This window comes from Stutzerimonas chloritidismutans (assembly GCF_020783375.1).
Taxonomy (GTDB): Bacteria; Pseudomonadota; Gammaproteobacteria; order Pseudomonadales; family Pseudomonadaceae; genus Stutzerimonas; species Stutzerimonas kunmingensis.
Genome location: NZ_CP086067.1, coordinates 1,705,659 through 1,730,471 on the forward strand (window position 1 = coordinate 1,705,659; position 24,813 = coordinate 1,730,471).

20 protein-coding genes are annotated in these 24,813 nt (G+C 53.5%); 18 read left to right on the top strand and 2 right to left on the bottom strand.

The annotated features are described in order from the left end of the window. Window positions 1–652: 652 nt before the first annotated feature. From LLJ08_RS08050 to LLJ08_RS08125, 16 genes are all read left to right on the top strand, one after another. Window positions 653–2,020, top strand: a complete 1,368-nt coding sequence (locus LLJ08_RS08050; protein WP_228208627.1) for a phosphohexomutase domain-containing protein — start codon at window positions 653–655, stop codon at window positions 2,018–2,020. A 30-nt stretch (window positions 2,021–2,050) separates the two neighbouring features. Continuing rightward, window positions 2,051–3,493: a mannose-1-phosphate guanylyltransferase/mannose-6-phosphate isomerase gene (locus LLJ08_RS08055; protein ID WP_228208628.1), complete on the top strand. Its 1,443-nt coding sequence runs from the start codon at window positions 2,051–2,053 to the stop codon at window positions 3,491–3,493. Continuing rightward, the gene (locus tag LLJ08_RS08060; RefSeq protein ID WP_228208629.1) at window positions 3,486–4,424 is read left to right on the top strand and encodes a glycosyltransferase family 2 protein; all 939 of its coding nucleotides are present in this window, start codon (window positions 3,486–3,488) and stop codon (window positions 4,422–4,424) included. Before LLJ08_RS08055 ends, LLJ08_RS08060 begins: the two co-directional genes overlap by 8 nt. A gap of 8 nt (window positions 4,425–4,432) precedes the next feature. Continuing rightward, window positions 4,433–6,868, top strand: a complete 2,436-nt coding sequence (locus tag LLJ08_RS21080; protein ID WP_228208630.1) for a glycosyltransferase — start codon at window positions 4,433–4,435, stop codon at window positions 6,866–6,868. Further along, entirely contained in the window at window positions 6,865–7,758 is an 894-nt protein-coding gene (locus LLJ08_RS08070; RefSeq protein WP_228208631.1) for an NAD-dependent epimerase/dehydratase family protein, read from the top strand. The genes LLJ08_RS21080 and LLJ08_RS08070 overlap by 4 nt, the downstream gene beginning before the upstream one ends. 26 nt (window positions 7,759–7,784) lie before the next feature. Next, window positions 7,785–8,933, top strand: a complete 1,149-nt coding sequence (locus LLJ08_RS08075) for a glycosyltransferase (protein WP_228208632.1) — start codon at window positions 7,785–7,787, stop codon at window positions 8,931–8,933. 94 nt (window positions 8,934–9,027) lie between these two features. Further along, a complete protein-coding gene (locus LLJ08_RS08080; RefSeq protein ID WP_256445917.1) occupies window positions 9,028–9,759 on the top strand; it encodes an ABC transporter permease in 732 nt (243 codons plus the stop codon). Further along, a complete protein-coding gene (locus tag LLJ08_RS08085; RefSeq protein ID WP_228208633.1) occupies window positions 9,749–11,137 on the top strand; it encodes an ABC transporter ATP-binding protein in 1,389 nt (462 codons plus the stop codon). Before LLJ08_RS08080 ends, LLJ08_RS08085 begins: the two co-directional genes overlap by 11 nt. Window positions 11,138–11,213: 76 nt before the next feature. Further along, window positions 11,214–12,338, top strand: coding sequence for a GDP-mannose 4,6-dehydratase (gene gmd / locus LLJ08_RS08090; RefSeq protein WP_228208634.1), 1,125 nt, complete (start codon window positions 11,214–11,216; stop codon window positions 12,336–12,338). 2 nt (window positions 12,339–12,340) lie between these two features. Next, window positions 12,341–13,315 (top strand): GDP-L-fucose synthase, encoded by a 975-nt coding sequence (gene fcl, locus LLJ08_RS08095; RefSeq protein ID WP_228208635.1) that lies wholly within the window; start codon window positions 12,341–12,343, stop codon window positions 13,313–13,315. A 30-nt stretch (window positions 13,316–13,345) separates the two neighbouring features. After that, complete coding sequence (locus LLJ08_RS08100; protein WP_228208636.1) at window positions 13,346–14,128, top strand: glycosyltransferase family 2 protein; 783 nt, start codon at window positions 13,346–13,348, stop codon at window positions 14,126–14,128. A gap of 11 nt (window positions 14,129–14,139) precedes the next feature. Further along, on the top strand, window positions 14,140–15,249 hold the full coding sequence (locus LLJ08_RS08105; protein WP_228208637.1) for a glycosyltransferase family 4 protein: 1,110 nt from the start codon (window positions 14,140–14,142) through the stop codon (window positions 15,247–15,249). Between the two features lie 64 nt (window positions 15,250–15,313). Beyond that, the gene (locus LLJ08_RS08110; protein WP_228208914.1) at window positions 15,314–16,378 is read left to right on the top strand and encodes a glycosyltransferase family 4 protein; all 1,065 of its coding nucleotides are present in this window, start codon (window positions 15,314–15,316) and stop codon (window positions 16,376–16,378) included. Between the two features lie 27 nt (window positions 16,379–16,405). Then, entirely contained in the window at window positions 16,406–17,350 is a 945-nt protein-coding gene (locus LLJ08_RS08115) for a UDP-glucose 4-epimerase family protein (protein ID WP_336512834.1), read from the top strand. Continuing rightward, on the top strand, window positions 17,347–17,898 hold the full coding sequence (locus LLJ08_RS08120; protein WP_228208639.1) for a sugar transferase: 552 nt from the start codon (window positions 17,347–17,349) through the stop codon (window positions 17,896–17,898). Before LLJ08_RS08115 ends, LLJ08_RS08120 begins: the two co-directional genes overlap by 4 nt. Before the next feature lie 50 nt (window positions 17,899–17,948). Next, on the top strand, window positions 17,949–19,958 hold the full coding sequence (locus LLJ08_RS08125; protein WP_228208640.1) for a polysaccharide biosynthesis protein: 2,010 nt from the start codon (window positions 17,949–17,951) through the stop codon (window positions 19,956–19,958). A 209-nt stretch (window positions 19,959–20,167) separates the two neighbouring features. Here LLJ08_RS08125 and LLJ08_RS08130 read toward each other — a convergent pair whose 3' ends face one another. Both LLJ08_RS08130 and LLJ08_RS08135 read right to left on the bottom strand, forming a co-directional pair. After that, window positions 20,168–20,575 carry a PA2817 family protein gene (locus tag LLJ08_RS08130; RefSeq protein WP_038658904.1) on the bottom strand — a complete coding sequence of 136 codons (408 nt, stop codon included), beginning with the start codon at window positions 20,573–20,575 and terminating at the stop codon, window positions 20,168–20,170. Window positions 20,576–20,759: 184 nt separating this feature from the next. After that, window positions 20,760–21,497 carry a 4'-phosphopantetheinyl transferase family protein gene (locus tag LLJ08_RS08135; RefSeq protein ID WP_228208641.1) on the bottom strand — a complete coding sequence of 246 codons (738 nt, stop codon included), beginning with the start codon at window positions 21,495–21,497 and terminating at the stop codon, window positions 20,760–20,762. Window positions 21,498–21,787: 290 nt separating this feature from the next. On the opposite strand from LLJ08_RS08135, the gene pap reads away from it, so the two are divergent. Further along, on the top strand, window positions 21,788–23,284 hold the full coding sequence (gene pap, locus LLJ08_RS08140) for a polyphosphate:AMP phosphotransferase (RefSeq protein WP_228208642.1): 1,497 nt from the start codon (window positions 21,788–21,790) through the stop codon (window positions 23,282–23,284). 245 nt (window positions 23,285–23,529) lie between these two features. Next, a complete protein-coding gene (locus LLJ08_RS08145) occupies window positions 23,530–24,714 on the top strand; it encodes a thiolase family protein (RefSeq protein ID WP_228208643.1) in 1,185 nt (394 codons plus the stop codon). Window positions 24,715–24,813 lie beyond the last annotated feature (99 nt).

Below are 24,813 nucleotides of genomic sequence, written 5' to 3' on the forward strand. Positions count from 1 at the left end.
GTTATCTATCTCTTAAACATCATGGCGCCGCAGCGGGAGAGCTCTGTTCGAGTGGTCAGTCAAAAGCAGAACGCGACGATTGGGCGCTCGTCCTGCGAGTAGAGTGCGCAGCGCGCGGGCAGGCAGTGGCAGACCTGTCCAGGGACAACTCCTCGTTCGCCAAAGTATCCCTTGGGCGAATCATTCGTGTCATTCCTACTCTCGCTTCCGGCATCGTGGCGCTGGTTTGTCGTCGGGGCGGCATCGGGGTGAGATTTCTCGCTACCTTAGTAGTCACTGCCAAACTACGCGCCAGCCAAGCACAAGCAGCATCAAGTCTGGCCATCTCTGCGTTGGCTTATCCAGCGCCTGCGTCCATTCGTGCGTTATCTCCGGCCAGGCTTCGCCATGAACGAATCGCGAACAAAGCGCGCTCGGTTGCAGCGTGCGTTATTGCTCTTGGATCGGATGCAAAGCCTCCTCACCGGGCTTGGATCGCCCGTTCTGCAGCAAAGACCTCCAGCTTTGTTATGGGCACGCTAGTATCCGCCGAGAGAGATAAGAATATTTCGCGGAAGGCAAAGCCGAAGTCGGTTGATGCTTTTTTGCTGGGTCGGAATCGATCTCAACATTTTTCGGTAAAGACTGCACGCGCGACAAGGTCTGTGGATTTATGACTAAGCTAACCTGTTTCAAAGCCTACGATATTCGCGGGCGTCTCGGTGACGAACTCAACGACGAAATTGCCTATCGCATCGGGCGCGCTTATGCACAGTTCCTTTCCGCCAAGTGTGTGGTTATAGGTGGGGATGTGCGTCTGTCCAGCGAGCCGCTCAAGCGAGCTTTGGCCAGCGGCTTGATAGATGCGGGGTGCAATGTCATCGATCTAGGGATGACCGGCACCGAGGAAGTGTATTTTGCTGCTTTTCATCTTGATGTGGATGGCGGGATCGAAGTCACTGCCAGCCACAATCCCATTGATTTCAACGGGATGAAACTGGTGCGGGGCGGCGCGCGGCCAATCAGCGGCGATAGCGGGTTGAGAGAGATCCAGCGCCTGGCTGAGGAGAATCAATTCGCTGCGGTTTCAATGCGGGGCAGCCTTAGTCATGAATCCTGCGCTCAAGCCTATATCGAGCACTTGCTCGGGTACGTCGACGCCCTGGCGCTCAAGCCTCTCAAGTTGGTAGTCAATTCCGGAAACGGTGCCGCTGGCCACGTTATCGACGCGCTGGAGGAGCGTTTCGAGAGGCTTGGCGTCCCGCTGCGGTTCATTAAGGTCAACCACCAGCCAGACGGCTCCTTTCCCAACGGCATACCGAACCCGCTGCTACCGGAAAATCGAGCGGCGACCGCCGACGCCGTGAAGGCCCATGCCGCAGACATGGGGATCGCCTGGGACGGGGACTTTGATCGCTGTTTCCTGTTTGACGAAAAGGGCGGATTCATCGAGGGGTACTACATTGTCGGCTTGCTCGCTGAAGCCTTCCTGAAGAAGGAGCCCGGGGCGAAAATCATCCACGACCCGCGGCTGACCTGGAATACTGTCGATATCTGTGCACAGAACGGCGGTCAGGCCGTCCAGAGCAAGACGGGGCATGCGTTTATCAAGGAGCGCATGCGCAAGGAAAACGCCATTTATGGCGGCGAGATGAGCGCCCATCACTACTTTCGCGACTTCGCCTATTGCGACAGCGGCATGATCCCCTGGTTGCTGGTCGCGGAGCTTATGAGTCGTGACGGCAAGCCGCTGTCCGAGCTTGTCGGCGCGCGTATGGCTGCCTACCCCTGCAGCGGGGAGATCAACTACACAGTCGCTGATGCGAAGGCGGTGATTGCCGCCGTCCAGGCGCACTACGAACAGGAACGCCCTCTCCTAGACGCTGCCGATGGCCTCAGCCTCGAATTTGCCGACTGGCGAATGAACATGCGCATGTCCAATACCGAGCCACTGCTGCGGCTGAATGTCGAGTCTCGAGCCGATGCCGAGCTTGTGACAAAGCAGGTCGCTGCGATTGAACGGATCATATCTGCTGGATAACACGGCAGGCTGTTGAATAGGATTGAAAGAATGAAGCTGATACCCGTAATCATGTCCGGTGGCGTTGGCAGCCGGCTCTGGCCCGTATCGCGCGAGGCACATCCCAAGCCTTTCATGCCTCTGCCGGATGGCCAGAACCTGCTTCACAAGACCTTCGTACGAGCCGCCTCCCTCCCGGGCGTCGTAGAGGTCATGACGGTTACCAATCAGGAACTGTTCTTCAAGACTGAGGACGAATACGGGCAGGCCGGCTACACCGATATCCCCCAGAGCTTCATTCTTGAGCCTTTCGGCCGGAACACCGCGGCGGCCGTAGCGGCCGCGGCAGTCCAGTTGGAAAATGCTCATGGCCCAGACGCCCATATGCTTGTGCTGGCGGCGGATCACCTGATTGCCGATCACTCGGCTTTCTCTGAAGCGGTTGGCAAAGCTCAGGCCCTGGCGGCAAAAGGCTGGTTGGTAACCTTCGGCATCAAACCTGAGTATCCGGAAACCGGCTTTGGCTACATCGAAGCTGACAACCAGGCCTCTGTGGGCGAGGGACTCAAAGTCGCGCGTTTCGTTGAAAAACCGAACGTGGCCACCGCACAGGAGTACCTGGCGGCGGGTAATTATTTTTGGAATTCGGGCATGTTCTGTTTCCGGGTCGGAAGCTTGCTGGATGAGCTGCAAAAGCATGCCGCTGATGTGCTTGAGGCAGTGCGCTTCGCCCTTGAGCAGTCTCGTCTGAGTACCAGCGGTAGTCACCGCTGTCTCCGTCTCGATGCCGAACGCTTCGCCTCGGTTCCTGATATTTCAGTCGACTATGCATTGATGGAGCGTTCCCACGCCGTAGCCACGGTGCCCTGCGACATTGGCTGGAGTGATATCGGCTCCTGGAATGCGATGGGTGAGCTTACGGCTGCTGACAACAGCGGCAACCGCCTGGAAGGGGAAGTGATGGTTCATGGCGCTCAAAACAATTATGTGCAGAGCCCGGAGCGTCTTACTGCCCTGGTGGGTGTACAGGATCTGATCGTAGTGGATACACCGGATGCCGTTCTGGTGGCCCACAAGGATCACGCGCAAGACGTCAGGCACATTGTCAGCCAGTTGAAGCGAACCGGCCACGATGCCCACCTCCTGCATCGCACCGTGCACCGCCCATGGGGAACGTACACCACATTGGAGGAGGGTGAGCGCTTCAAGATCAAGCGTATCGTCGTCAAGCCGGGTGCCTCCCTGTCGCTGCAGATGCATCATCACCGCAGTGAGCACTGGATTGTGGTCAGCGGCATGGCGCGGGTGATTAACGATGAGCGCGAGCTGCTGCTAGATACCAATGAGTCCACCTTTATTCGGGCGGGGCATAAACACCGTCTGGAGAATCCGGGAGTGATTGATCTGGTGCTGATCGAAGTGCAGAGCGGCGAGTATCTAGGCGAAGATGATATTGTCAGACTGAGTGACAGATATGGGCGTGCGAATGTTTGAGATCGATACGCGCGCGATAACGAGATTTAGCATCGTTCTCCCGACCTACAACTCCGAGCCGACACTATATGAAACGCTAGAGTCAATTTTTATTCAGCGCTGGCCGAATGTTGAAGTCATCGTTGTCGATGGTGGGTCAAAAGATCAGACAGTCGAAATTGCCAATAACTATGCTGGCTTGGAAATGATTGTGATCAGTGAGCCGGACAAAGGTATATATGACGCAATTAATAAAGGTATAGCTCGCGCAACCGGAGACCTAATTTGTGTGGTCGGCTCGGATGACAGGCTTGCTGATGGCGCTTTTTCTATTGTTCATGACACTTGGAGTATCCGGCGTACGGATATTGTTGCTGGGCGTGCTCTGTTGGAGTCGCCGAATGGAAGCGTAAGCCTGCGCCTTGACGAGGCATATGGGGTTGGCGCCTTGGTGAGTGGGATTCCATTTTGCCACAACAGTATGTTTGTCACCCCTGAAACATATCGAAAAGTTGGTAGCTATAGCCTGAACTATAAGATCTGCGCTGATGCTGACTGGGTTCATCGCTCGATTCGTAACGGTTGTACTTGCTCGCGAGTGGAGCAAGTTCTTGTGCATTTCAGTCTGAGTGGAACCTCTTCGGTAAATGACGAGCTGATAATGACAGAAACCTATGCTGTCGTTGCGTCGAACTTTCCAGGTCTCACCATGGAGGAGGCCGAGATACTTTTCAAAGCGGTCCGGCGATGGACCGACGCTAGCGCAGTTCCCGCTATCTTGGCGCGGCATCAAGAAAACAGCGCTCTCGCCAAGGCTGTTTTGGAAGGTCTAAATTCAAGCTCGATAGAACATGCTATTGATCGTATTGTTAATGACTCCCCTGCCGTTAAGTCTTTTTCAGAGAAGGCGCTAGGGAAAGTTATTAAATTTTTTAAACATGGATCTCTTTAAAAAACATAATGTCTATTTCATTCATAATTCCTGCATATAACTCCAAAGACAGCTTGGGTAAGTGCCTAGATTCGATATTGCGTCAGCCGTATGATGATTATGAGATTATTATAGTTAACGACGGTTCTACTGATGGAACGCAATGTGTAATTGAAGAATATCAGCGTTTGGATCAGCGCATAACTAGTATTCTTCAAGAGAACTCTGGTCAAGGTGCCGCCCGAGCTAATGGGTTTGCACAGGCTACCGGTGACTATGTCTGGTTCGTTGATAGCGATGACTGGCTGCTGCCATGCGTTCTGCCGCGGATCAGCAGGATTCTGTCGCAGAAGGATCCTGATGTCATGTTAATTAACTTTGAATACGCTTTTGATGATAGAGCTTCTGTGCCTTCTAGCCTAGTGCCTCAGCACTTGGCAGGCACTATGCTATCCCCGACAGTGGATGCAGAAACCTTCGCTGCTGTTTCTTGTTGGAACACTCCGCCGTGGCGACTACTTTCTCGTCGTCGGCATCTCGTCGAGCATGGGATTACCTTCGCTAAGGGGGTTTTTTACGAGGATCATCCCTTCGCCATTCATTTGATGCTAACTGCGGAGCGCGTATATGTAGATCCGAGTATTTCCTATGCTTATTTTCAGCGGGCTACATCAACAACGAAATTAAATGATCAAAAAGCATTCGATTTTTTGGTGGTGAGAAAAATATGCCTAGACCTGTTCAATCGCTTCGGTAAGTACGAGTCTTTGGCTCCAGTAGTGGCAGGTTATATTCTTCCAGTAAACTTCTACTCCGCGCATGTTTCTACACCTTATCAGCAGGAGTTTATTCAGCGGTTGCATGATCAAACGTCATCGGATGAAATTGACTTTGCTGAGGCTTGCGGTGACTGGTTGACGAAAGTTTTTGCAAAAGCAGTTCGTAGTAAAGATTCATCCGTGATCAGTCGATCCATAAGTTTAGCGAGAGTTAAAGAAAAGTACAGTTTGGCAGGTGCAAGGCGCTTTCTGAATCGAATCAAAAATGCAGCTTTCCGTCGAGCTGCCGTTAATCTGATGCATCTTAGGAAATTAATGGTTAGCTCTATGCGTCACTTGGGTGGCGACAGTGCTGGGCAGCGATTTCTGAGTGTCAGTGTTGGCGCTCGTGTAGAGCATACCTACATAGATGTTCGAATGGGCGGCGAAAATAGACCGTACGTTTTGGTCGGAGAGTACAGCCACGTGGGGGGGAGCTATATTTTCGAGCGTGGTGTTGGTGTGGTGACTATTGGTAACAGAAGCTCTATCGGAAGTGGCTGCAAGTTTATATGCACGCAGCAGGACGGTATTCACGTCGGTAATAACGTAATGTTATCGTGGGATTGTACAGTTATGGATTCTAACGCCCATTCGTTGGATCCAGATATTCGGGCAAACGATGCATATGATTGGAAGGCTGGGGTCGATGCAGGTCGAATTGGCGCCTACAAGGATTGGTCTCAAGTGGCTTCTGCCCCAATTTACATCGAAGATAATGTTTGGATTGGTTTTGAATGTGCCATTCTTAAAGGGGTTCGTATTGGAAAAGGAGCAGTCATCGGTGCGCGGTCAATGGTGACTCGTGATGTTCCACCTTATTGCGTCTATGCTGGGGCTCCGGCTCGTTTTGTAAGCTTTGTTCCAAGAGATCGCTGGAGTTGGGAGGAGATTATACAGGCCTCTCAGGGTAATCCCGCTCTAGATGCCGTGCTTCGGGACTCGTATCTCCATCATAACCTAATAGACTCTCTTCACCGCTTTATGGCTAGCGAGGAGTTTTCGCATACTATCTCTGAGTTCAAAGAAACTGCTCCGCATGCTAGAAGGATTCTAGATGTAGGAGGTGCTGGGGGAGTTATGACAATAGCCTTCGCACTTTCTGGATATGAGGTGACGCTGGCTGAGCCTTCATCTGACGGAATTGTCGGCACTTTAGCGGCCAAAGAGCTTCTTAAGTTTGCCGCCGAACAACTGGATGCAACAGTTGTTGAGCGAGTAAAAATCCGTCAATCAGCGTTGGAGAATCTATTCCTTGAGGAGCGGTATGATATTGTGTACTGCCGCCAGGTAGTCCACCACTTCAAGGATCCAGTTATTGCTTTAAGGAAGATTCACAGTTTAATGAAGGATGATGGTGTTGCATTCTTGGTTCGGGAACATGTGGTATTTGATGATTCTGACATGCAAAACTTCCTTGATGGCCATCCGTTCCATAGGTTCACTCGTGGCGAAAATGCATATAAAAGCGAGGAGTATCGCGCTTTCTTAAATGATGCAAGTATGGAACTGGTCAAGGAGTTTAAGTTTGCGGATAGCCCAATCAATTATTTCCCCCACTCGGAGCATGACATCAAGGAGCTAACTGAGCTCCAAGTCGCTGGGCGCCCATACACCTATGTGGCTAAAAAGAGGATCGCAGCATGAGAGTTCTCGTGCTTGGTTCTAACGGATTTCTTGGGGGGCATGTCTCAAATTTGCTAGGTAATTTGGGACATACAATTATTGGGGCGGACATTATTGGGGGGGGTAGCTCCAACCATATTTTTATTGACCCTATCCAACCTGATTTTGAACGTGTTTTTCAGACTGCTAATGCGGATTTCTGTGTTAATTGCACTGGTGCTGCGAGTGTTCCCGAGTCTTTTTCTAATCCGCATCATGATTACACCTTGAATACTTTGCGAATAGCCCAGATGCTGGAGGCGATTCGCATGGTGTCTGCGCATACTAAGTTCGTTCACTTTTCAAGCGCGGCAGTGTATGGCGGCTCATATGGTTATCAAGCGATTAAGGAGGATGTTCAGCTGAAGCCGCTGTCTCCGTATGGTTGGCATAAAAAAAGTGCTGAAGATATTTGTCGAGAATATAGCTGTTATTTCGGTCTTGGTACTATTTCGTTGAGGGTTTTTTCAGCTTATGGCCCTAACTTAAGGAAGCAATTGTTCTGGGATCTTTATCAGAAAGTATCGCATCAATCAAAGGTTGAGCTTTTTGGTACAGGTCAAGAAGCGCGTGATTTTATTTATGTCGAAGATTTAGTCAATGCACTTAGTGCGATTCTTTTGCATGGTGACTTCGATGGCCGAGCAGTGAATGTAGCCAGTGGTACTGCCACTAAAATAGAAACCGCAGCTCATTTGTTTCTCGACTCTCTCGGGAGTAAAAAAGAAATCATCTTTACCGGTACGGAACGTGCAGGCGATCCTTCTTATTGGCAGGCGGATATTTCTTATCTCAAGAGTGTCGGATTTTCTCCGCGATTTGATCTACAAAGCGGTCTTAGCTGCGTTGCCGATTGGTTGAGGTCACTTTAAATTTTTATTGTGTCGGAGGAAGATATTTGAAGCGTCCTGTCGTTGGAATACCTTTTAATTATGATGAGAACTGGATTGGTGGAGCATACTATATTAAGAACTTGATTAGTGCTCTCAATATAGTTGATCCTGTAAGGCAGCCAAATGTCTGGATCATAAGTCACTCAGAGGCCTCCTTTGATTTTATAAAGCGCGAAACGGCTTACCCGCGCTTGAATTGGATACGGCCTGGAATGGTCGGAGGAATCGATGGCGGCCTCTCTCGAAAAGTGAAGCTTGCTTCGTGGTTGACGCCGTGGTTCGTGAAGAAGAAGCTCGAGTTTGATCTGATTTACCCTTACCCAATTGATGAAAATTTAAAACAGACTGCCTGTTGGATACCTGACCTCCAGGATAAACGTCTGCCAAACTTCTTTAGTAGAGATGAGCTAATTGCCCGTGAAGCGCAGCATCGTTATTATTTTAATAACTTTCAGCATATAGTTTTTAGTAGCAATGCTGCGCTTTATGACTTTGAGGAGTTTTATCCGGAGGCTGTCGTTAATAAATATATTGTTCATTTTGCCACGTTTGAATCAGCGTCGGATGGTTCCTTTGATGATGATGTGCTTCTTCGGTATGATCTTCCCAAACGCTTTTTCTATTGCCCTAATCAATTCTGGGTGCATAAAAACCACGATGTGGTAATTGATGCGGTGAATTTGCTCAAGGGTAGGGGGGTTGAGGTTCTTGTAGCTTTTTCTGGGAAAGAGCACGATCATCGTGCGCCAGATCATGCTGATAAGCTAAGGAAGAAAATCGCGGGGATGGGGTTGTCGAATAATTTCCGTTTTCTAGGCTTTATCCCTCGTGAGGACCAAATGGCTATCTTTCGCCGTGCGGTGAGTGTTATCCAGCCTTCTTTGTTTGAGGGGTGGTCGACGGTGATTGAGGATGCAAAGTCTGTTTCGCAGCATGTGATAGCCTCTAATGTTCCCGCCAATGTCGAACAAGTTAAGGATAATGTTGATTTTTTTGATGCCTCTACTCCGAGCGCTCTTGCTTCTCTTCTTGAGAAATACGCAATAACGGAGCCGAGGCGCGAAAGCATTGATTATAGAAAAAGTCAGCAGGAATTCGCTGATTCTTTTATGGGTGTTGTTCATGCAGTTATGCGGAATACAAAAAAAATGTAGGGGTTATGTTTTGAGTGCAGGAATTGTGAGTGGTATTTATTCGATCATTGTCAATCGGGCGCTAATTGTGCAAATGGTCTCCCGAGATATATCCATGCGCTACAAGAACTCGGTGCTTGGTAGTGTCTGGATTATCGGCCAACCGCTACTTCAATTGCTACTTTATAGCTTCGTTTTTCAAGTGGTTCTGCGTTCTCGGTGGGGAATTCAGACGCCTGATGGGCGGGATGTGCCTTTTGGTTTATTGCTCTTCTGCGGTATTTTGCTGCATGGCTTGCTTGCCGATACGCTTGTTCGGACTCCATCTTTGATAGTAAGCAATACATCCTATGTGAAGCGTGTCATATTTCCGCTGGAGATTCTTCCTGTCGTCACTGCTGCTGGAACCGCAGTGGGTGTGATTTTTGGAATTGGCTTGCTTTTACTTGGAGCTTTTTTTTACTCGGTGGACCTTTCTTGGCACGTGCTCTTGATTCCGATCCCCCTAATTTTTCTTTTTGTGCTCACTGTAGGGCTAGGATGGCTGCTATCGGCGGTCGGTGTCTTTGTGCGAGATCTGCCGCAGCTGACAAGTAGTCTCGCGACCATTATGTTATTCACTGCGCCTATATGCTATCCAGTCGAAATGGTTCCTCATGAATTTCGCTGGCTTTTGAGAATTAATCCACTCACTGTTCCAGTGGAAACAATTCGAGCCTTAATTTTCTCGAGTAGTGAGATGGATTGGTTGATGCTAGGTGTCTACGCAATAGTAGCCATTGCTATCGCTGTCTTTGGTTACATGGTTTTTAACAGAATGCGTGCAGGTTTCGCCGATGCCCTCTGACTATGCTATCAGTCTTGAAAATGTTTCAAAGCAATATGAGCTTTACAAGAGTCCATTACATCGAATGCGAGGATTGCTGCTAAGTCGGAGTAGAAGCCAAGAAACTTTTTCAGCTTTAAAACCTCTGTCGCTTAAAATTCGGCGTGGCAGTTTTTTTGGTATCATTGGACAGAATGGTAGCGGAAAGTCAACACTGCTACAGATAATTAGTGGGATTCTTCAGCCTACCACGGGGCATGTTTTGGTCCGTGGGCGAGTTGCTGCGCTTCTGGAGCTGGGGGCAGGTTTTAATCCAGAGTTTACTGGGCGAGAAAATGCGAGGTTAAATGCGCAGATTTTAGGAATCTCGGGCAAGGAGTTTGAGAAAATAATTCCTGAAATTGAGTCCTTTGCAGATATAGGAGAGTTCATCGACTCCCCTGTCAAGACATACTCTAGTGGTATGTTTGTTCGTCTCGCCTTCGCAGTCCAGGCCTGTATCGATCCAGACGTTTTGATTGTTGACGAGGCGTTGGCTGTAGGAGATATCTTCTTCAGGTTAAAGTGCTATGAGCGATTGGAGCGCTTACGCCAACGAGGTTGCACTGTGATCTTGGTGACTCACAGCATGGATGATGTAATGCATTATTGTGATGAGGTGCTCCTGCTTCATAATGGCAGTAATTTGTACCAGGGCGGGGCAGCAGAGGCGATAAATCGTTATTATGCACTGGGGCATCTTAATGCGAAGCGGGACTCCGCTGATGGAGAAGATGACTATGCTGCTAGTACGGGTGAACATTATTTAACTTTAGACGATGCATCTGTTGGGTCTGACAGTATGTTACTTCGATGGCCTGATCAGGCTTCTATTGATATGAGTTTTCGTGAGCAGACAGGTGATGGTTTGGTGAAGTGCGTGCGTCTTGCTGTAACAGATGAGTTTGACGATTGCCGCCAAGTATTTCGACAGTTTGAGAAACTAAGAATCTATTCTGAGTTTGTGATTTGTGAAAATATTGACGTGCCGGTGGTCGGCTTCGTGATTCGTACCGATCGAGGCGTTGTAATTCACGGTAAAAATTCTGGACAATGTGACGCTCAAGTTCCTGGGGAGTTGAGTAAGGGTAGCACTGTCCGTGCTGTTTTCGATGTTCCGTTAGCATTTTCGGCTGGCGAATATGTGTTGGATGTTGGTTTTGCTTCCTGGCCCAGGGAGCTATATAAAAATATTAAAAACTCGACGATGGCGGAGATAGAGTCAGCTTCTGTGCGCCACTGTGTTGTAACTGGGGCCACGAACTTTTCAATAATACCACTTGGTCATATGGGATTTCAGGCACAGCCTTTCTATGGTGTCGCTGGGGTAGAATCGAGCGCGAGAGTCTGTATCGTATGAAGGTTTAGGTTGGGAGGCAGGTTTTAAATCTTTGCTTTCTGTTTTTTTTCATCGATTATTAAAAGAATTTTAAATTATGGCTAAAAAAAAGGCAATCATCACCGGTATTACTGGTCAGGACGGTTCCTACCTCGCAGAGTTTTTGCTGGAAAAGGGCTATGAAGTACACGGTATCAAGCGTCGTGCTTCTTCGTTTAATACCCAGCGGGTGGACCATATTTACCAGGATCCGCATGTAGAGCGGCAGAACTTTGTGCTGCACTATGGAGATCTGTCCGACTCTTCCAGCCTCACCCGGATACTACAAGAAGTGCAGCCGGATGAGGTGTACAACCTTGGCGCGCAGTCACATGTAGCAGTGAGTTTCGAATCACCGGAATACACTGCCGACGTGGATGCCATGGGAACACTACGCATCCTCGAGGCCATTCGCCTACTGGGTCTGGAGAAGAAGACCCGTTTCTACCAGGCCTCCACCTCCGAGCTATACGGCCTTGTGCAGGAAATCCCCCAGAAGGAAACCACCCCCTTCTACCCGCGCTCGCCCTACGCGGTGGCTAAGATGTATGCCTATTGGATCACCGTGAACTACCGCGAGGCGTACGGCATGTATGCCTGCAACGGCATTCTGTTCAATCATGAGTCGCCCCGTCGCGGTGAAACCTTCGTGACTCGCAAGATCACTCGTGGGCTGACCAACATTGCCCAAGGCCTCGAGCGGTGCCTGTACATGGGCAACATGGACGCGCTGCGTGACTGGGGGCACGCCAAGGACTACGTGCGCATGCAGTGGATGATGCTGCAGCAGAAGCAGCCGGATGACTTCGTGATCGCCACCGGTGTGCAATACTCTGTGCGCGAGTTCATCACTTGGTCGGCCGCCGAGCTAGGCGTCTCCCTTAAGTTCGAAGGTCAAGGCGTGGATGAGGTTGCTATCGTCGAGCGCATCGATGGGGACCGGGCTCCTGCCCTCAAAGTGGGTGATGTGATAGTTCGCGTCGATCCGCGCTACTTCCGCCCCGCCGAGGTGGAAACCCTGCTGGGCGACCCTAGCAAGGCCAAGCAGAAGCTCGGCTGGGTTCCCGAGATCACTGTGCAGGAAATGTGCGCGGAGATGGTCCGCGAGGACCTCAAGATCGCCCAGCGTCATGCCCTGCTCAAGCAGCATGGCCACGACGTAGCGGTATCGGTGGAGAACTGAGCGTGGCGCGCGATCTGAACCAGAACGTCTTTGTCGCCGGTCATCGCGGCATGGTCGGCTCGGCCGTCGTCCGCCGCCTACAGGCGCTGGGCTACGCTAGCATTCTCACCGCCGGTCGTGACGAGCTGAATCTGCTTGATCAGGCGGCGGTACAGACATACTTTCAGGCGAACAAGATAGATCAGGTATACCTTGCGGCGGCCAAGGTTGGGGGCATCCTTGCCAACAACAGTTACCCGGCCGATTTTATTTACGAGAACCTGATTATTGAGGCCAATGTCATCCAAGCTGCGCACTCTAGCGGCGTGCAGAAGTTGCTGTTCCTTGGCTCCTCATGCATTTATCCCAAGCATGCGCAGCAGCCGATGAAGGAGGAGGCGCTGCTTACAGGAATGCTCGAGGCTACCAACGAGCCCTACGCTATCGCTAAGATCGCCGGTATCAAGCTGTGCGAAAGCTACAACCGCCAGCATGGCCGTGACTACCGTAGCGTGATGCCGACCAACCTCTACGGGCCACACGATAACTTCCATCCGGAAAACAGCCATGTGATCCCAGCACTGCTGCGCCGCTTTCACGAGGCTGTGCAGCGCGGCGATGCGGAGGTAGTGATCTGGGGCAGCGGCACTCCGATGCGCGAGTTCCTGCATGTGGACGATATGGCAGCGGCTAGCGTACATGTCATGGAGTTGGACAGAGCATCCCTAAACGTCCATACCACGCCAATGCTTTCACATATTAATGTCGGCACCGGAAAAGATTGCAGTATTCGCGAGCTGGCGGAAACCGTTGCCCACGTAACCGGCTTCCAAGGTCGGCTGATATTCGATTCGAGTAAGCCGGATGGTACGCCACGTAAGCTCATGGATGTCGGGCGGTTGAATGCTCTCGGCTGGAAAGCGACTATAGCTCTCGAGAATGGGCTGCATGATACTTATCGATGGTTTGTCGATAACCAAAATCTTATCAGAGCCTAAGTTCTAATAGCCCCGTCTTGAGAAATACCTATGGCACCTTGGTTAAGCGTAATTATTCCAGTCCTTAATAACCGTATGGGTTTTGTTAGGGCTATCGACCAAGTGTTATCGCTGAAACGTTCAGATATAGAGGTTGTCATTATTGATGGCGGGTCTACTGATGGGACTCTGGAGGAGATACGTGTGCGCGAGTCGCGTATTTCGTACTGGGAGACAGGAAAGGATAAGGGGATAGCTGATGCGTTCAATAGGGGGATTCTTCACTCTAGCGGAAAATTCATAGCTATTCTAAATAGTGACGACTTTTGGGACGTAAACGCATTGACGGCAATAGAGAAGGGGGTTCGGGAGAATAGTGAAGGGGGGGTCTTTTATGGTGCTGTCAGGTATGTTGATAATGAGAGCGGCTACGCCTATATAAGGCGGCCAAGATTAAGTGCGCTGAGATATCGGATGTGGTTATTTCATCCCGCCATGGTTATCAGTCGCTCTGCATATGAGCGTGTTGGATTGTATGATGAGTGCTACACTCATGCCATGGATAGTGAGTGGTGCCATCGAGCGATGGCTTCAGGGTTAAGCTTTGTAGAGCTGGAGGCGGTTTTAGCTAACATGTCGCTTGGTGGGGTTAGTGATAGACAGTTTATTGAGAGCTTGTCTCAATATAGGCGCTCGGTTATTGCGCATGGTTTGTGTGGCCCGTTTGAAGCCTGGGTATTTTTTGTTTGGTTTGCAATCCTGAAGTCAACTATGCGCTCGGTGGTGCTTCGGCCGTTTAAGGTTTTGAGAGACAAGCTTTTGAGCCGAGTTTGAGGGCATTCTAAATGAAGGTTGGTATAGATTGCAGGCCGCTTACCAGGCCGCACGGCGGTATAGGAAGATATACTTTAGAGCTTGTCCGGCGATTGGTGAGAAAAAAAGACTTTTTCTGGTGCTTGTATTTTTCTAAGAAGCCGTCAGATGAGGTGCTCTCATGCTTGAGTGTTTCGAATGTTAAGATATATTGTGCTGAAAATAATGGGGCGCTAAAGGAGTTGTATTGGTATCATGTGGTGCTCCCTAAGGTGCTGCGACGGGATGGGGTGAAGCTATTCTGGTCTCCACGCCATCATCTTCCGGCAACGCTTGAGTCAGATGTTGTTGCGCTGCTTACAATTCATGATTTTACTTGGCGTTTTTTTCCCGGTACCATGCAGTTATTCAATTATTGGTCCGAGCGGTTGCAGATGCCTAGCTCTATTGGGCGGGCTGATAAGATTTTTTGTGTTTCCTACTCTACTTATAGTGAACTTGAGGTCTTTTATCCAGCGAAGAAATCATTTGTGGCAGTTGTTCCGTGCGGCACGACAGTCATGACATCAGAAGTGCACGCTGTATCGTATCTGCCTAGTTCTTTTCTGCTTTTTGTTGGTACTCCTGAGCCGCGGAAAAACCTTGGTCGTATCTTGGACGCGTATTCTGGTCTGCCCAATTCCATGCAGTCGGAATATCCGTTGGTTATCGTGGGGGGGCATGGTTGGGGGGTGTCGCTTTCCAAGTTGGTGGCTCGTTATGGTTTGCATGGTAAGGTGATCATTCTAGGTTCCATGTCTGAGGGTCAGCTTTCTTATATCTACTCAAGGGCAGCACTGCTGCTTATGCCATCCCTTTACGAAGGATTTGGCTTGCCACTGCTTGAGGCTTTCCAGTTTGGTGTTCCAGCGGTTGCATCGGCTACTGGCGCATTAGCAGAGGTGGCCGGCGATGCTGCGGCACTGGTAGATCCATTGTCTAGTGATGATATCAGGTGCGGAATAATGAGGCTGCTCGAAAATCGGGATTTTTATTCTTGCTGCTCTGTCCAGGCATTGGTGAGGGCGCAGAAGTACTCTTGGGATCATAGTGCGAATGCTATCGCAAAGTATATTTTAGAAGAGTCTAAAAGCTGCAATTAGTTTATATGGATTTTCTTAGGTGCCTAAGGTTCTGCATTTTTTCAAGACCTACTATCCGCAGACCATGGGTGGGGTCGAGCAGGTCATCTTCCAGCTGGCAGAGGGTGGCATCGCTCATGGCTATCAGGCCGAAGTGCTGTATCTGAGCCGGTACGGCGAAGCGCGGGCAGAGCACTTTGCCAATCACCTGACCCACCGTTCGCGACTCGATCTGGAGCTCGCATCGACCGGCTTTTCGCTCTCGGCACTAGCGGATTTTGCCGACCTTACGCGCCAGGCGGATCTGATTCACTACCACTTTCCCTGGCCTTACATGGACCTTGCGCATTTTCTAACGCGTGTCCGCAAACCAACGGTGCTTACCTATCACTCGGATATCGTCAAGCAAAAAACGCTGTTACGTTTTTACAAGCCTTTGATGAACCAGTTCCTCAAGCGTGTCGACCGGATTGTTGCTACGTCGCCGAACTATGTCGAAAGCAGCCAGACACTTCAGCGCTATCGGGATAAAGTTCGGGTCATCCCTATCGGCCTCGATGAGGCGACGTACCCATGCCCGACGGACGAGAAGCTGGCCTACTGGCGAAAGAGGGTGGGTGAGAGATTTTTTCTCTTTGTCGGCGCCCTGCGTTACTACAAGGGCCTTGCGTTTCTGCTCGAGGCGCTGCGCTTAAGTTCTTTTCCCGTAGTAGTGATTGGTACCGGTCCCGAGGAGGCGGAGCTAACGGCGCTTTCGCAGCGGTACGGGTTAATGGGTATCCAATTCTTAGGCGGGTTGCCTGACGAGGACAAGGTAGCCTTGCTTTCGCTTTGCTACGGTTTGGTTTTCCCTTCCCATTTGCGCTCAGAAGCCTTTGGTATCTCTCTCCTGGAAGGCGCTATGTTTAGCAGGCCGATGATCTCGTGCGAGATAGGTACCGGTACAACCTTTATCAACGTGGCAGGAGAGACCGGGCTGGTAGTGCCTCCAGCTGACCCAACCGCCCTTGCACAGGCGATGCGTTCGCTGTGGGAGCAACCAGATATGGCTGCTCAGATGGGGCGTCGTGCACGGGCGCGCTTTGAGCAGATGTTTACGGCGGACTCGATGGTTTCCTCGTATGCCACGCTTTATCGCGAACTGCTTTGACGGGCTAGGTGGCCTTTGCAAATTCTCTTGACCGGCGCCAACGGCTTTGTTGGCAAGGCGCTCCTCGAATCGTTTTGCCGAGAGGGCCATCAGGTCGTTGCTGCGGCACGTCAGCCCGTCGCTTCGGTTGGCGGTGCGCGTTATCTCCCGATCCGTGATATCGACGATCCCCAGGCGTGGCGTCGCGCCGCTCATGGGATTGACGCTGTGGTTCATGCCGCCGCTCGGGTCCCTATCATGCGCGGATCCGGTGATGACTTGGCTCTGTATCGACAGGTGAATGTCGCCGGTACCCTTACGGTGGCTCGGGAGGCAGTTGCCGCTGGAGTAAAGCGCTTTGTTTTTATCAGTTCGATCAAGGTAAACGGCGAGGGCACTCCGCCGGGAAGGCCTTTTCTGGCTGACGATACACCTGGGCCGACTGACGCCTACGGGGTGTCCAAATTGGAGGCTGAACAGGCATTAATGAAGCTCGCTTCGGCAACCGGTATGGAAGTCGTGATTGTCCGCCCGCCGCTGATATACGGTCCGGGTGTAAAGGGCAATTTTTCGACCTTGGCCAAGCTGGTCGAGACTGGCATTCCGCTGCCGCTTGGTGCTGTCAAAAACAAGCGTTCGCTCGTTGGTATCGACAATCTGGTATCGCTGATTACTCGTTGCATTGAGCACCCGGCTGCAGCAAACCGAGTCTTCCTGGCAAGCGATGGCGACGACCTTTCCACGGCGGAACTGTTGCAAATGCTTGCGGTTGCCCGCGGCCGGCCGTGTCGGTTGATCAGCGTTCCGACCGGTTTGTTGCACGTTGGCGCCAACTTGATTGGCAAGAAGGCCCTAGCACAACGTCTCCTGGGCTCATTGCAGGCGGATATCACCAAAACGCGCGTGCTGCTCGATTGGGACCCGCCCTATACCGTTGCCCAAGGTCTTCGTCGGTGCTTCGAGACCCGCATGCCCGAGAGAGAGCAGCAGTGATTCGGCTATTCGATGTTTTATTTTCAGCGCTGGGGCTGATTCTTGGTGCCCCGCTTTTGCTGCTACTCACATTTGTCGGTCTTTTCGATACCGGCTCACCCCTTTTTCGGCAGGTCAGGGTAGGACGCGATCAGAAACCTTTTACGCTGTGGAAATTTCGAACAATGCGGCGGGATACCGCCTCGGTCGCTACTCATCTCGCGAGCAGGTCCTCGATCACCAGGTTCGGTCATTTTCTTCGCAGAACCAAGCTTGATGAAATTCCGCAATTGTGGAATGTGCTCAAAGGCGAAATGAGCCTCGTCGGGCCAAGGCCAGGACTGTTTAATCAAGAAGAGCTTACCCGCGAGAGGGCGGTGCGGGGTGTTTTCAAAGTGCGGCCGGGAATCACCGGGCTTGCGCAGATTAGCGAGATTGACATGTCTACTCCCGAACTTTTGGCAAAAACCGACCAACGGATGCTCCAACACCTAACGTTGGGTGCTTATTTCAAGTACATACTTCTTACAATCTCTGGAAAGGGCGCCGGGGATCGAATAAACGGGTAGTCTTGGTGTGCTGCATTGCTTTCCTGTAACTGGAGCGAAGGTCGTAGAAAATGCTGAGGTACGCTGAGCGCCTACGTGTGCGGTTGGTTGCTTTGCCCAGGCGACAGAAACGGCTTATTCAAGTTGTCGCAGATGTTATGTTGGTCTGGCTGGCGCTTTGGCTGGCTTTCTTCATTCGTCTTGGCGAAGCCGATTTCGTTGAACCACTTGGCGGGCATGCTTGGCTGTTCGTCGTTGCGCCGTTGATTTCTGTTCCGTTCTTCATCCGCTTAGGCATGTATCGCGCGGTGATGCGCTATTTCGGTAACGATGCGCTTATGGCGATCGCCAAGGCGGTCACTCTTTCAACACTACTGTTGGCGCTTGCTGTTTACTGGCGTAGTGATGCTCCCAAGCTCATTCCGCGCTCGATGGTTTTCAATTATTGGTGGCTTAGCCTGGTCATGATCGGTGGCTTGCGATTGGTGCTGCGGCAGTACTTCCTTGGAGACTGGTTTTCGCCGGTATCGGCGACGAAGTTCAAAACTCGGGATGCAGGAATTGGCAAGGTAGCGGTATATGGAGCTGGCGCTGCCGGTAATCAATTAGTCGCGGCTCTGAGGCTTGGCCGCGTGATGGCTCCAGTTGCGTTTATCGATGACGATCCAGGGCTACAGAATCGTTCAATTGCGGGGCTGAAAGTTTACCCGGCTAAGCGTATTGCGCAGATGATCGAGGAAACCGGGGCGGCTCAGATACTGCTGGCCATCCCGTCAGCCTCTCGCTCTCGCCGAAGAGAAATACTGGAAATGCTCGAGCGTTTCCCGCTGCATGTACGCAGTGTGCCGGGCTTTATGGATTTGGCGAGCGGCAAAGTGCAGGTCGAAGACATCCAGGAGGTGGATATTGCCGATCTGCTGGGGCGTGATGCGGTACCGCCGCAGCAGGCACTGTTCGAAAAGTGTATCCGCGGCAAGGTCGTAATGGTGACGGGTGCGGGCGGGTCGATCGGATCGGAGCTGTGCCGTCAGATCCTTTCGAACAAGCCACAGGCGCTGCTGTTGTTCGAACACAGTGAGTTCAACCTTTACAGCATTCATATGGAATTGGAGCGGTTGATAGAGCGTACGTCATTGCCGATCAAGCTGATGCCGATCCTGGGTTCCATCCGCAATGCTGATCGGTTGCTGGACGTGATGCGCACCTGGGGTGTGGAGACGATCTATCACGCGGCTGCCTACAAGCATGTGCCCATGGTTGAGCACAACGTGGCCGAGGGCGTACTGAACAATGTGATTGGCACCCTGAACACGGCGCAGGCAGCCGTTCAGGCGGGTGTTAGCAACTTCGTGCTGATCTCCACTGACAAGGCCGTTCGGCCGACCAATGTGATGGGCAGTACCAAGCGTGTTGCTGAGCTGGTTCTGCAGGCGCTCAGCCGTGAACCGGCGCCGGGCTTGTTTGGCACTGCGGGCAGTGTGCATCACGTCAACAAAACCCGTTTCACCATGGTGCGTTTCGGCAATGTGCTCGGCTCGTCGGGCTCGGTCATCCCCCGTTTCTATGCGCAGATCCGCGCGGGCGGGCCTGTGACGGTGACGCATCCGAAGATCACCCGTTATTTCATGACCATTCCCGAAGCGGCTCAGCTGGTGATCCAGGCGGGGTCGATGGGGCAGGGCGGTGATGTATTCGTGCTGGACATGGGACAGCCGGTGAAGATCGCTGAGCTGGCCGAGAAGCTCATTCATCTGTCCGGCCTGAGTGTTCGTTCTGAGAAATGCCCGCACGGGGATATCGCTATCGAATACACCGGCCTGCGGCCCGGCGAGAAGCTGTATGAAGAGCTGTTGATCGGCGACAACGTGAGCGCTACCGAACATCCGATGATCATGCGCGCCAATGAGGAACACCTCGACTGGGATGTGCTCAAGGACCGGTTGGCCAAGCTGCTCAAGGCGGTGGAAAGCGATGATTACCCGCAGGTGCGGCAGCTACTTCGTGAAGTGGTGAGCGGGTATGTGCCGGAGGGGGAGATCGTCGACTGGATCTACCAGCAGCGGCGGGTAGAGCCTGAGTAAGTAGAGTTACATGTCAGGGGTGCCTAGTCTCCTGGCAGCTTCTGAACAGCCCAGCTGTTGGGTAAGCGCGATTTTTAAATCTGCTTTGCAACAGCCTCCATCGAAAAAGTACCTTCCTCCCAAGGGGGCTTCAGCCCCCACTATAGCGGCCGTTGATTGCCTCTTAACTGGCAAATACTCCTCGCCATCCAGCTGGCTGGTACCGGATGTCAGTGCCGTGCACCCTCGTCCGGCATGCTCAGCAGCTGTTTTTCACGGTTCCAGTCGAACGGTTCGTCGTTCTGCTCGGCTTCGTAGCGGCGCTCTTCCAGCTGCTGGAAAACGGCGATCTCGTCATCCGGCATGAAGTGCAGGCAGTCGCCGCCGAAGAACCACAGCAGGTCGCGCGGAACCAGATGGGCGATCTGGGGATAGCGGTGGAAGACCTGGCAGATCAGGTCCTGCCCCATATGACGCTCTTCCGGGACGTTCTGCAGGTTCATGATCAACTCGTCGAAGCGCTCGAGGAACAGTGCGTGGCTTTCTTCCGAGACCTGTTCGGCCTCGCCCATGGCGAGCAGGATGCCGCGCAGATGGGCCAGCAGGGCCAGGTTGTGATCGTGGTATGGATTGGCCATGTGTTCACCTGTGTCGGTTTTCTGAAAGGCGCGATTATAGGCGTGCGCGCCGGTGAATTGGGGTGTCTGGTTGACTCGCTTATAGCTCGCAGGTTCGGTTTTTCGGATGAGGCGATGGTTGGCTCGTCGGCTTGCCAGCGCTGAAAAACGGGGTCTTCTATCGCTTTGCCGACAGCGCGACGTACTAGCTTGGCTCGATCTCGCCGGGCTGGGCTGGAATGCTGATCAAGCTGAGCAGGTAGCTTTCGAAGGTAGTGAACTGGCCGCCAAGCTCGATGCCGTTGCGCCAGTGTGCGGACAGATCGATCAACAAACGCAGGCGCGCCACGCCTTGACGAGTGGCGTCCAGCACTTCGGCATCCTGGAAGTAGAAGCGTCGCTTCACCAGCGGATACAGTGCTTTGAACAGGCTTTCCTTTAACGAGAAGGTTCGGGTAACCAGTTCGGAGCGCTCGTCTTCGTTTAGCGGAGAGTAGAGTTCCAGTTCACGGGGTGTGAGGATTTCGGCGGCCAGTCGGTCGGCTCGCTCGGGGGCAAGAATGCGCTCGATATCCAGTCCCAGCCCGCTCCATTGCTGACTGGAGCCCACCACCACGCCTGCCCAGCCTGCGCCGTGGGTAATGGAACCAACGATGCCGGCCGGCCATCGCGGCGCGCGGTCTTCACCCACTGGCGGCACGAATGCAGTGCCGGTCAGGCCTCGCAGGGCCTCCCTAGCGCACAAGCGTCCAGCGAGAAACTCTGCCTGCCGCTTGCTGACGCCTTTCTGTGCGGGAATCTCCCAGCGACTAAAATCCTCGGGATCGAGCAATGCCGGGTCGAAGCGTGTGCTCATCAGGCTGACACCCGCCAAGGCTTGCGGTAGCGGCCAGTGGTCGGTGAGTGGCGTGCAGCAGCGCGGGTAGGAAGGGAGATCGTTCATGGTCGCTATTCTGCCTCAAGGCTGGCGGTGAATGTCATCGCGCTGCGGCGGACGCGCCGTACTTCGCCTGGCGGATTACCCCTTGCTCAGCGCGCTGTTTCGCCGGCATCGGTAACAGTCCACAGGGAGAGGCGCGCCAACCAACTGCACACGCCATCGTCGCAAACGGCTGCAGCCCCGCTTCAGGTGGGATAACCCGTATCAAGGCTGCGGTTATTTTTTCACGCGCTGCTCGCTATGCCTTCAGGGTGCCTGCTAGGGTTGAGCGCATCACCTGGACGGAGAAAGCGATGTTCGAATCAGCCGAAATTGGTCACTCCATCGACAAGGAGACCTACGATGCGGCGGTGCCAGAGTTGCGTGAAGCGTTGCTGCAGGCGCAGTACCGGCTCAAGGCCCAGGCGCGGTTCCCGGTCCTCATACTGATCAATGGCATCGAGGGCGCCGGCAAAGGGGAAACTATCAAGCTGCTCAACGAGTGGATGGATCCGCGGCTGATACGTGTCGACAGCTTCGATGTGCCCAGCGACGAAGAGCTCGCGCATCCACCAGCATGGCGTTTCTGGCGACGCCTGCCGCCGAAGGGCCACACCGGGATTTTCTTCGGCAACTGGTACAGCAAGATGCTCGAGGACCGTGTGCACGGGCGCATCGATGGTGCCGAGCTGAAACTCGCCACCGCGCGGGCGCAGCGCCTGGAGCGGATGCTCTGTGACGAGGGCGCGCTGATCTTCAAGTTCTGGTTCCATCTGTCCAAGGAGCGTATGAACGCCCGGCTCGATTCGCTGAAGAATGACCCGCTGCACAGCTGGCGCATCAGCCCGTTGGATTGGCAACAGTCGAAGACTTACGATAAGTTCGTGCGCCACGGTGAGAAGATCCTGCGGCTCAGCAGCCGGGATTTTGCGCCCTGGTATGTGATCGAGGGTGCGGACGAGCGTTACCGCAGCCTGACCGTCGGCCGCATCCTGCTCGAAGGTCTGCAGGCCGCGCTGGCCGCCGCGGAGCAGCCTGGGCAGGCGGCGTCGCAGCCGCATTCGGCACCGCTACAGATCGATCTGGATCATTTGAGCCTGTTGGACAGCCTGGATCTGAGCCAGAAGCTCACCAAGGACGACTACCAGCAGCAGCTCGCCGAAGAGCAGGCGCGGTTGTCGCAGTTTTTGCGGGATCGCCGTCTGCGCAAGCGGGGCGTGCTGGCGTTGTTCGAGGGGCATGATGCGGCGGGCAAGGGGAGTGCGATTCGCCGCGTGACCGGCGCGCTGGACCCGCGGATGTACCGGACCATTCAGATCGCCGCGCCCTCCGAGGAAGAGCGCGCGCAGCCCTGGCTTTGGCGCTTCTGGCGCAATGTGCCGGAGCGCGGCAAGTTCACCATCTTCGATCGCTCCTGGTATGGCCGCGTACTGGTCGAGCGGGTGGAAGGTTTCTGCACTCCGGATGAATGGTTGCGTGCCTATTCGGAAATCAACGACTTCGAAGAGCAACTGGTCGATGCCGATATCGTGGTGGTGAAGTTCTGGCTGACCATCGACAAGAAAACCCAGCTCAAGCGCTTCAAGGAGCGCGAGGAGACAGTCTTCAAGCGCTTCAAGATCACCGAGGAGGATTGGCGCAACCGTGAGCGTTGGGACGACTACGGGCATGCCGTAGCCGATATGGTCGACCGCACCAGTACCGAAATCGCACCCTGGACGTTGGTAGAGGCCAACGACAAGCGCTTCGCCAGGGTGAAGGTGTTGCGGACTTTGAACGAGGCATTGGAGGCGGCGATCGATAAGGGATGATAACCGGCACAGGGGTGCCAGTCCGATGCTAGTGCTCCACTTACGAGATTGCTGCCAGTCCTGCCCAGGCGCGCTATCCGGCCGGCAAGCCGATGGCCGTGCATATCCGAGCTGAATGGTCGTCGCCAGCGCTGCGAGGCGGGAACTATGCTCGGGTCACCGTCCACCCCGCGGTCGTGGAACAAACCGTGCGCGCAGCGCCGTCACAACATCCCCGCGACCGCGCCTAGTCTCCGAGGTATGTCATGCGTGAAGTAGTGATCGTCGATAGCGTACGGACCGGCCTGGCCAAGTCCTTCCGTGGCAAGTTCAACATGACCCGTCCTGATGACATGGCCGCGCATTGCGTTGATGCATTGCTGTCGCGCAATGATCTCGACCCCGCACTCGTCGAGGATTGCATCGTCGGTGCTGGCTCTAACGAGGGCGCGCAGGGCTACAATATCGGTCGCAACGTCGCAGTGCTGTCCCGTTTGGGCATTGGCTGCGCCGGCATGACGCTCAATCGTTACTGTTCGTCGGGCCTGCAGGCCATCGCCGTGGCGGCCAACCAGATCGCTTCGGGCTGCAGCGATATCATCGTCGCCGGCGGGGTGGAGTCGATCACCCTGACCCTGAAGAGCCGCAACACCGATCACCTGTTCAACCCGATCATCCAAGAGCGTGTGCCGGGCATCTACCACACCATGGGGCAGACGGCCGAACTGGTGGCACGTCGTTACAACGTGACTCGCGAGCAGCAGGATCTCTACTCGCTGCAGAGCCAGCAGCGTACTGCGCGTGCGCAGGCCGATGGCCTGTTCAGCGATGAAATCGTGCCGATGAATGTCCAGTACTACATCGAGGACAAGAACACCGGCGAGCGCACCGTGCATCAGGGCGTGGTCGAGGGGGATGATTGCAACCGTCCTGACACCACGCTGGAAAGCCTGGCCGGACTCAAGCCCGTGTTCGCTGAAGACGGCTCGGTCACCGCCGGCAACGCCTCGCAACTGTCCGATGGCGCGTCCATGACGCTGGTGATGAGCCTGGACAAGGCCATCGAACTTGGCCTCAAGCCGCGCGCCTTTTTCCGTGGTTTCACCGTGGCAGGCTGTGAGCCGGAGGAGATGGGCATCGGGCCGGTATACGCCGTGCCGCGTCTGCTCAAGGCCAAGGGGCTGCAGATCGATGACATCGACCTATGGGAACTCAACGAGGCCTTTGCATCGCAGTGTCTGTATTGCCGCGACACGCTTGGCATCGACAACGAGAAGTACAACGTCAATGGCGGATCGATCTCGATCGGGCACCCGTTCGGCATGACCGGTTCGCGCACCGCCGGGCATATCGTCCGTGAGCTGCAGCGGCGCAACCTGCGTTATGGCGTGGTGACCATGTGCGTCGGTGGCGGTATGGGGGCTGCCGGCCTGTTCGAAGCCGTGCGCTAACACCTTGGTGTACCGTCTTGAGACGGGCCTGCTACGAAGCCGTAGCAGGCCCGTTTTTTTGTCGGCGATAAAGACGAGTCGTACTGTGAGCGCGATCTG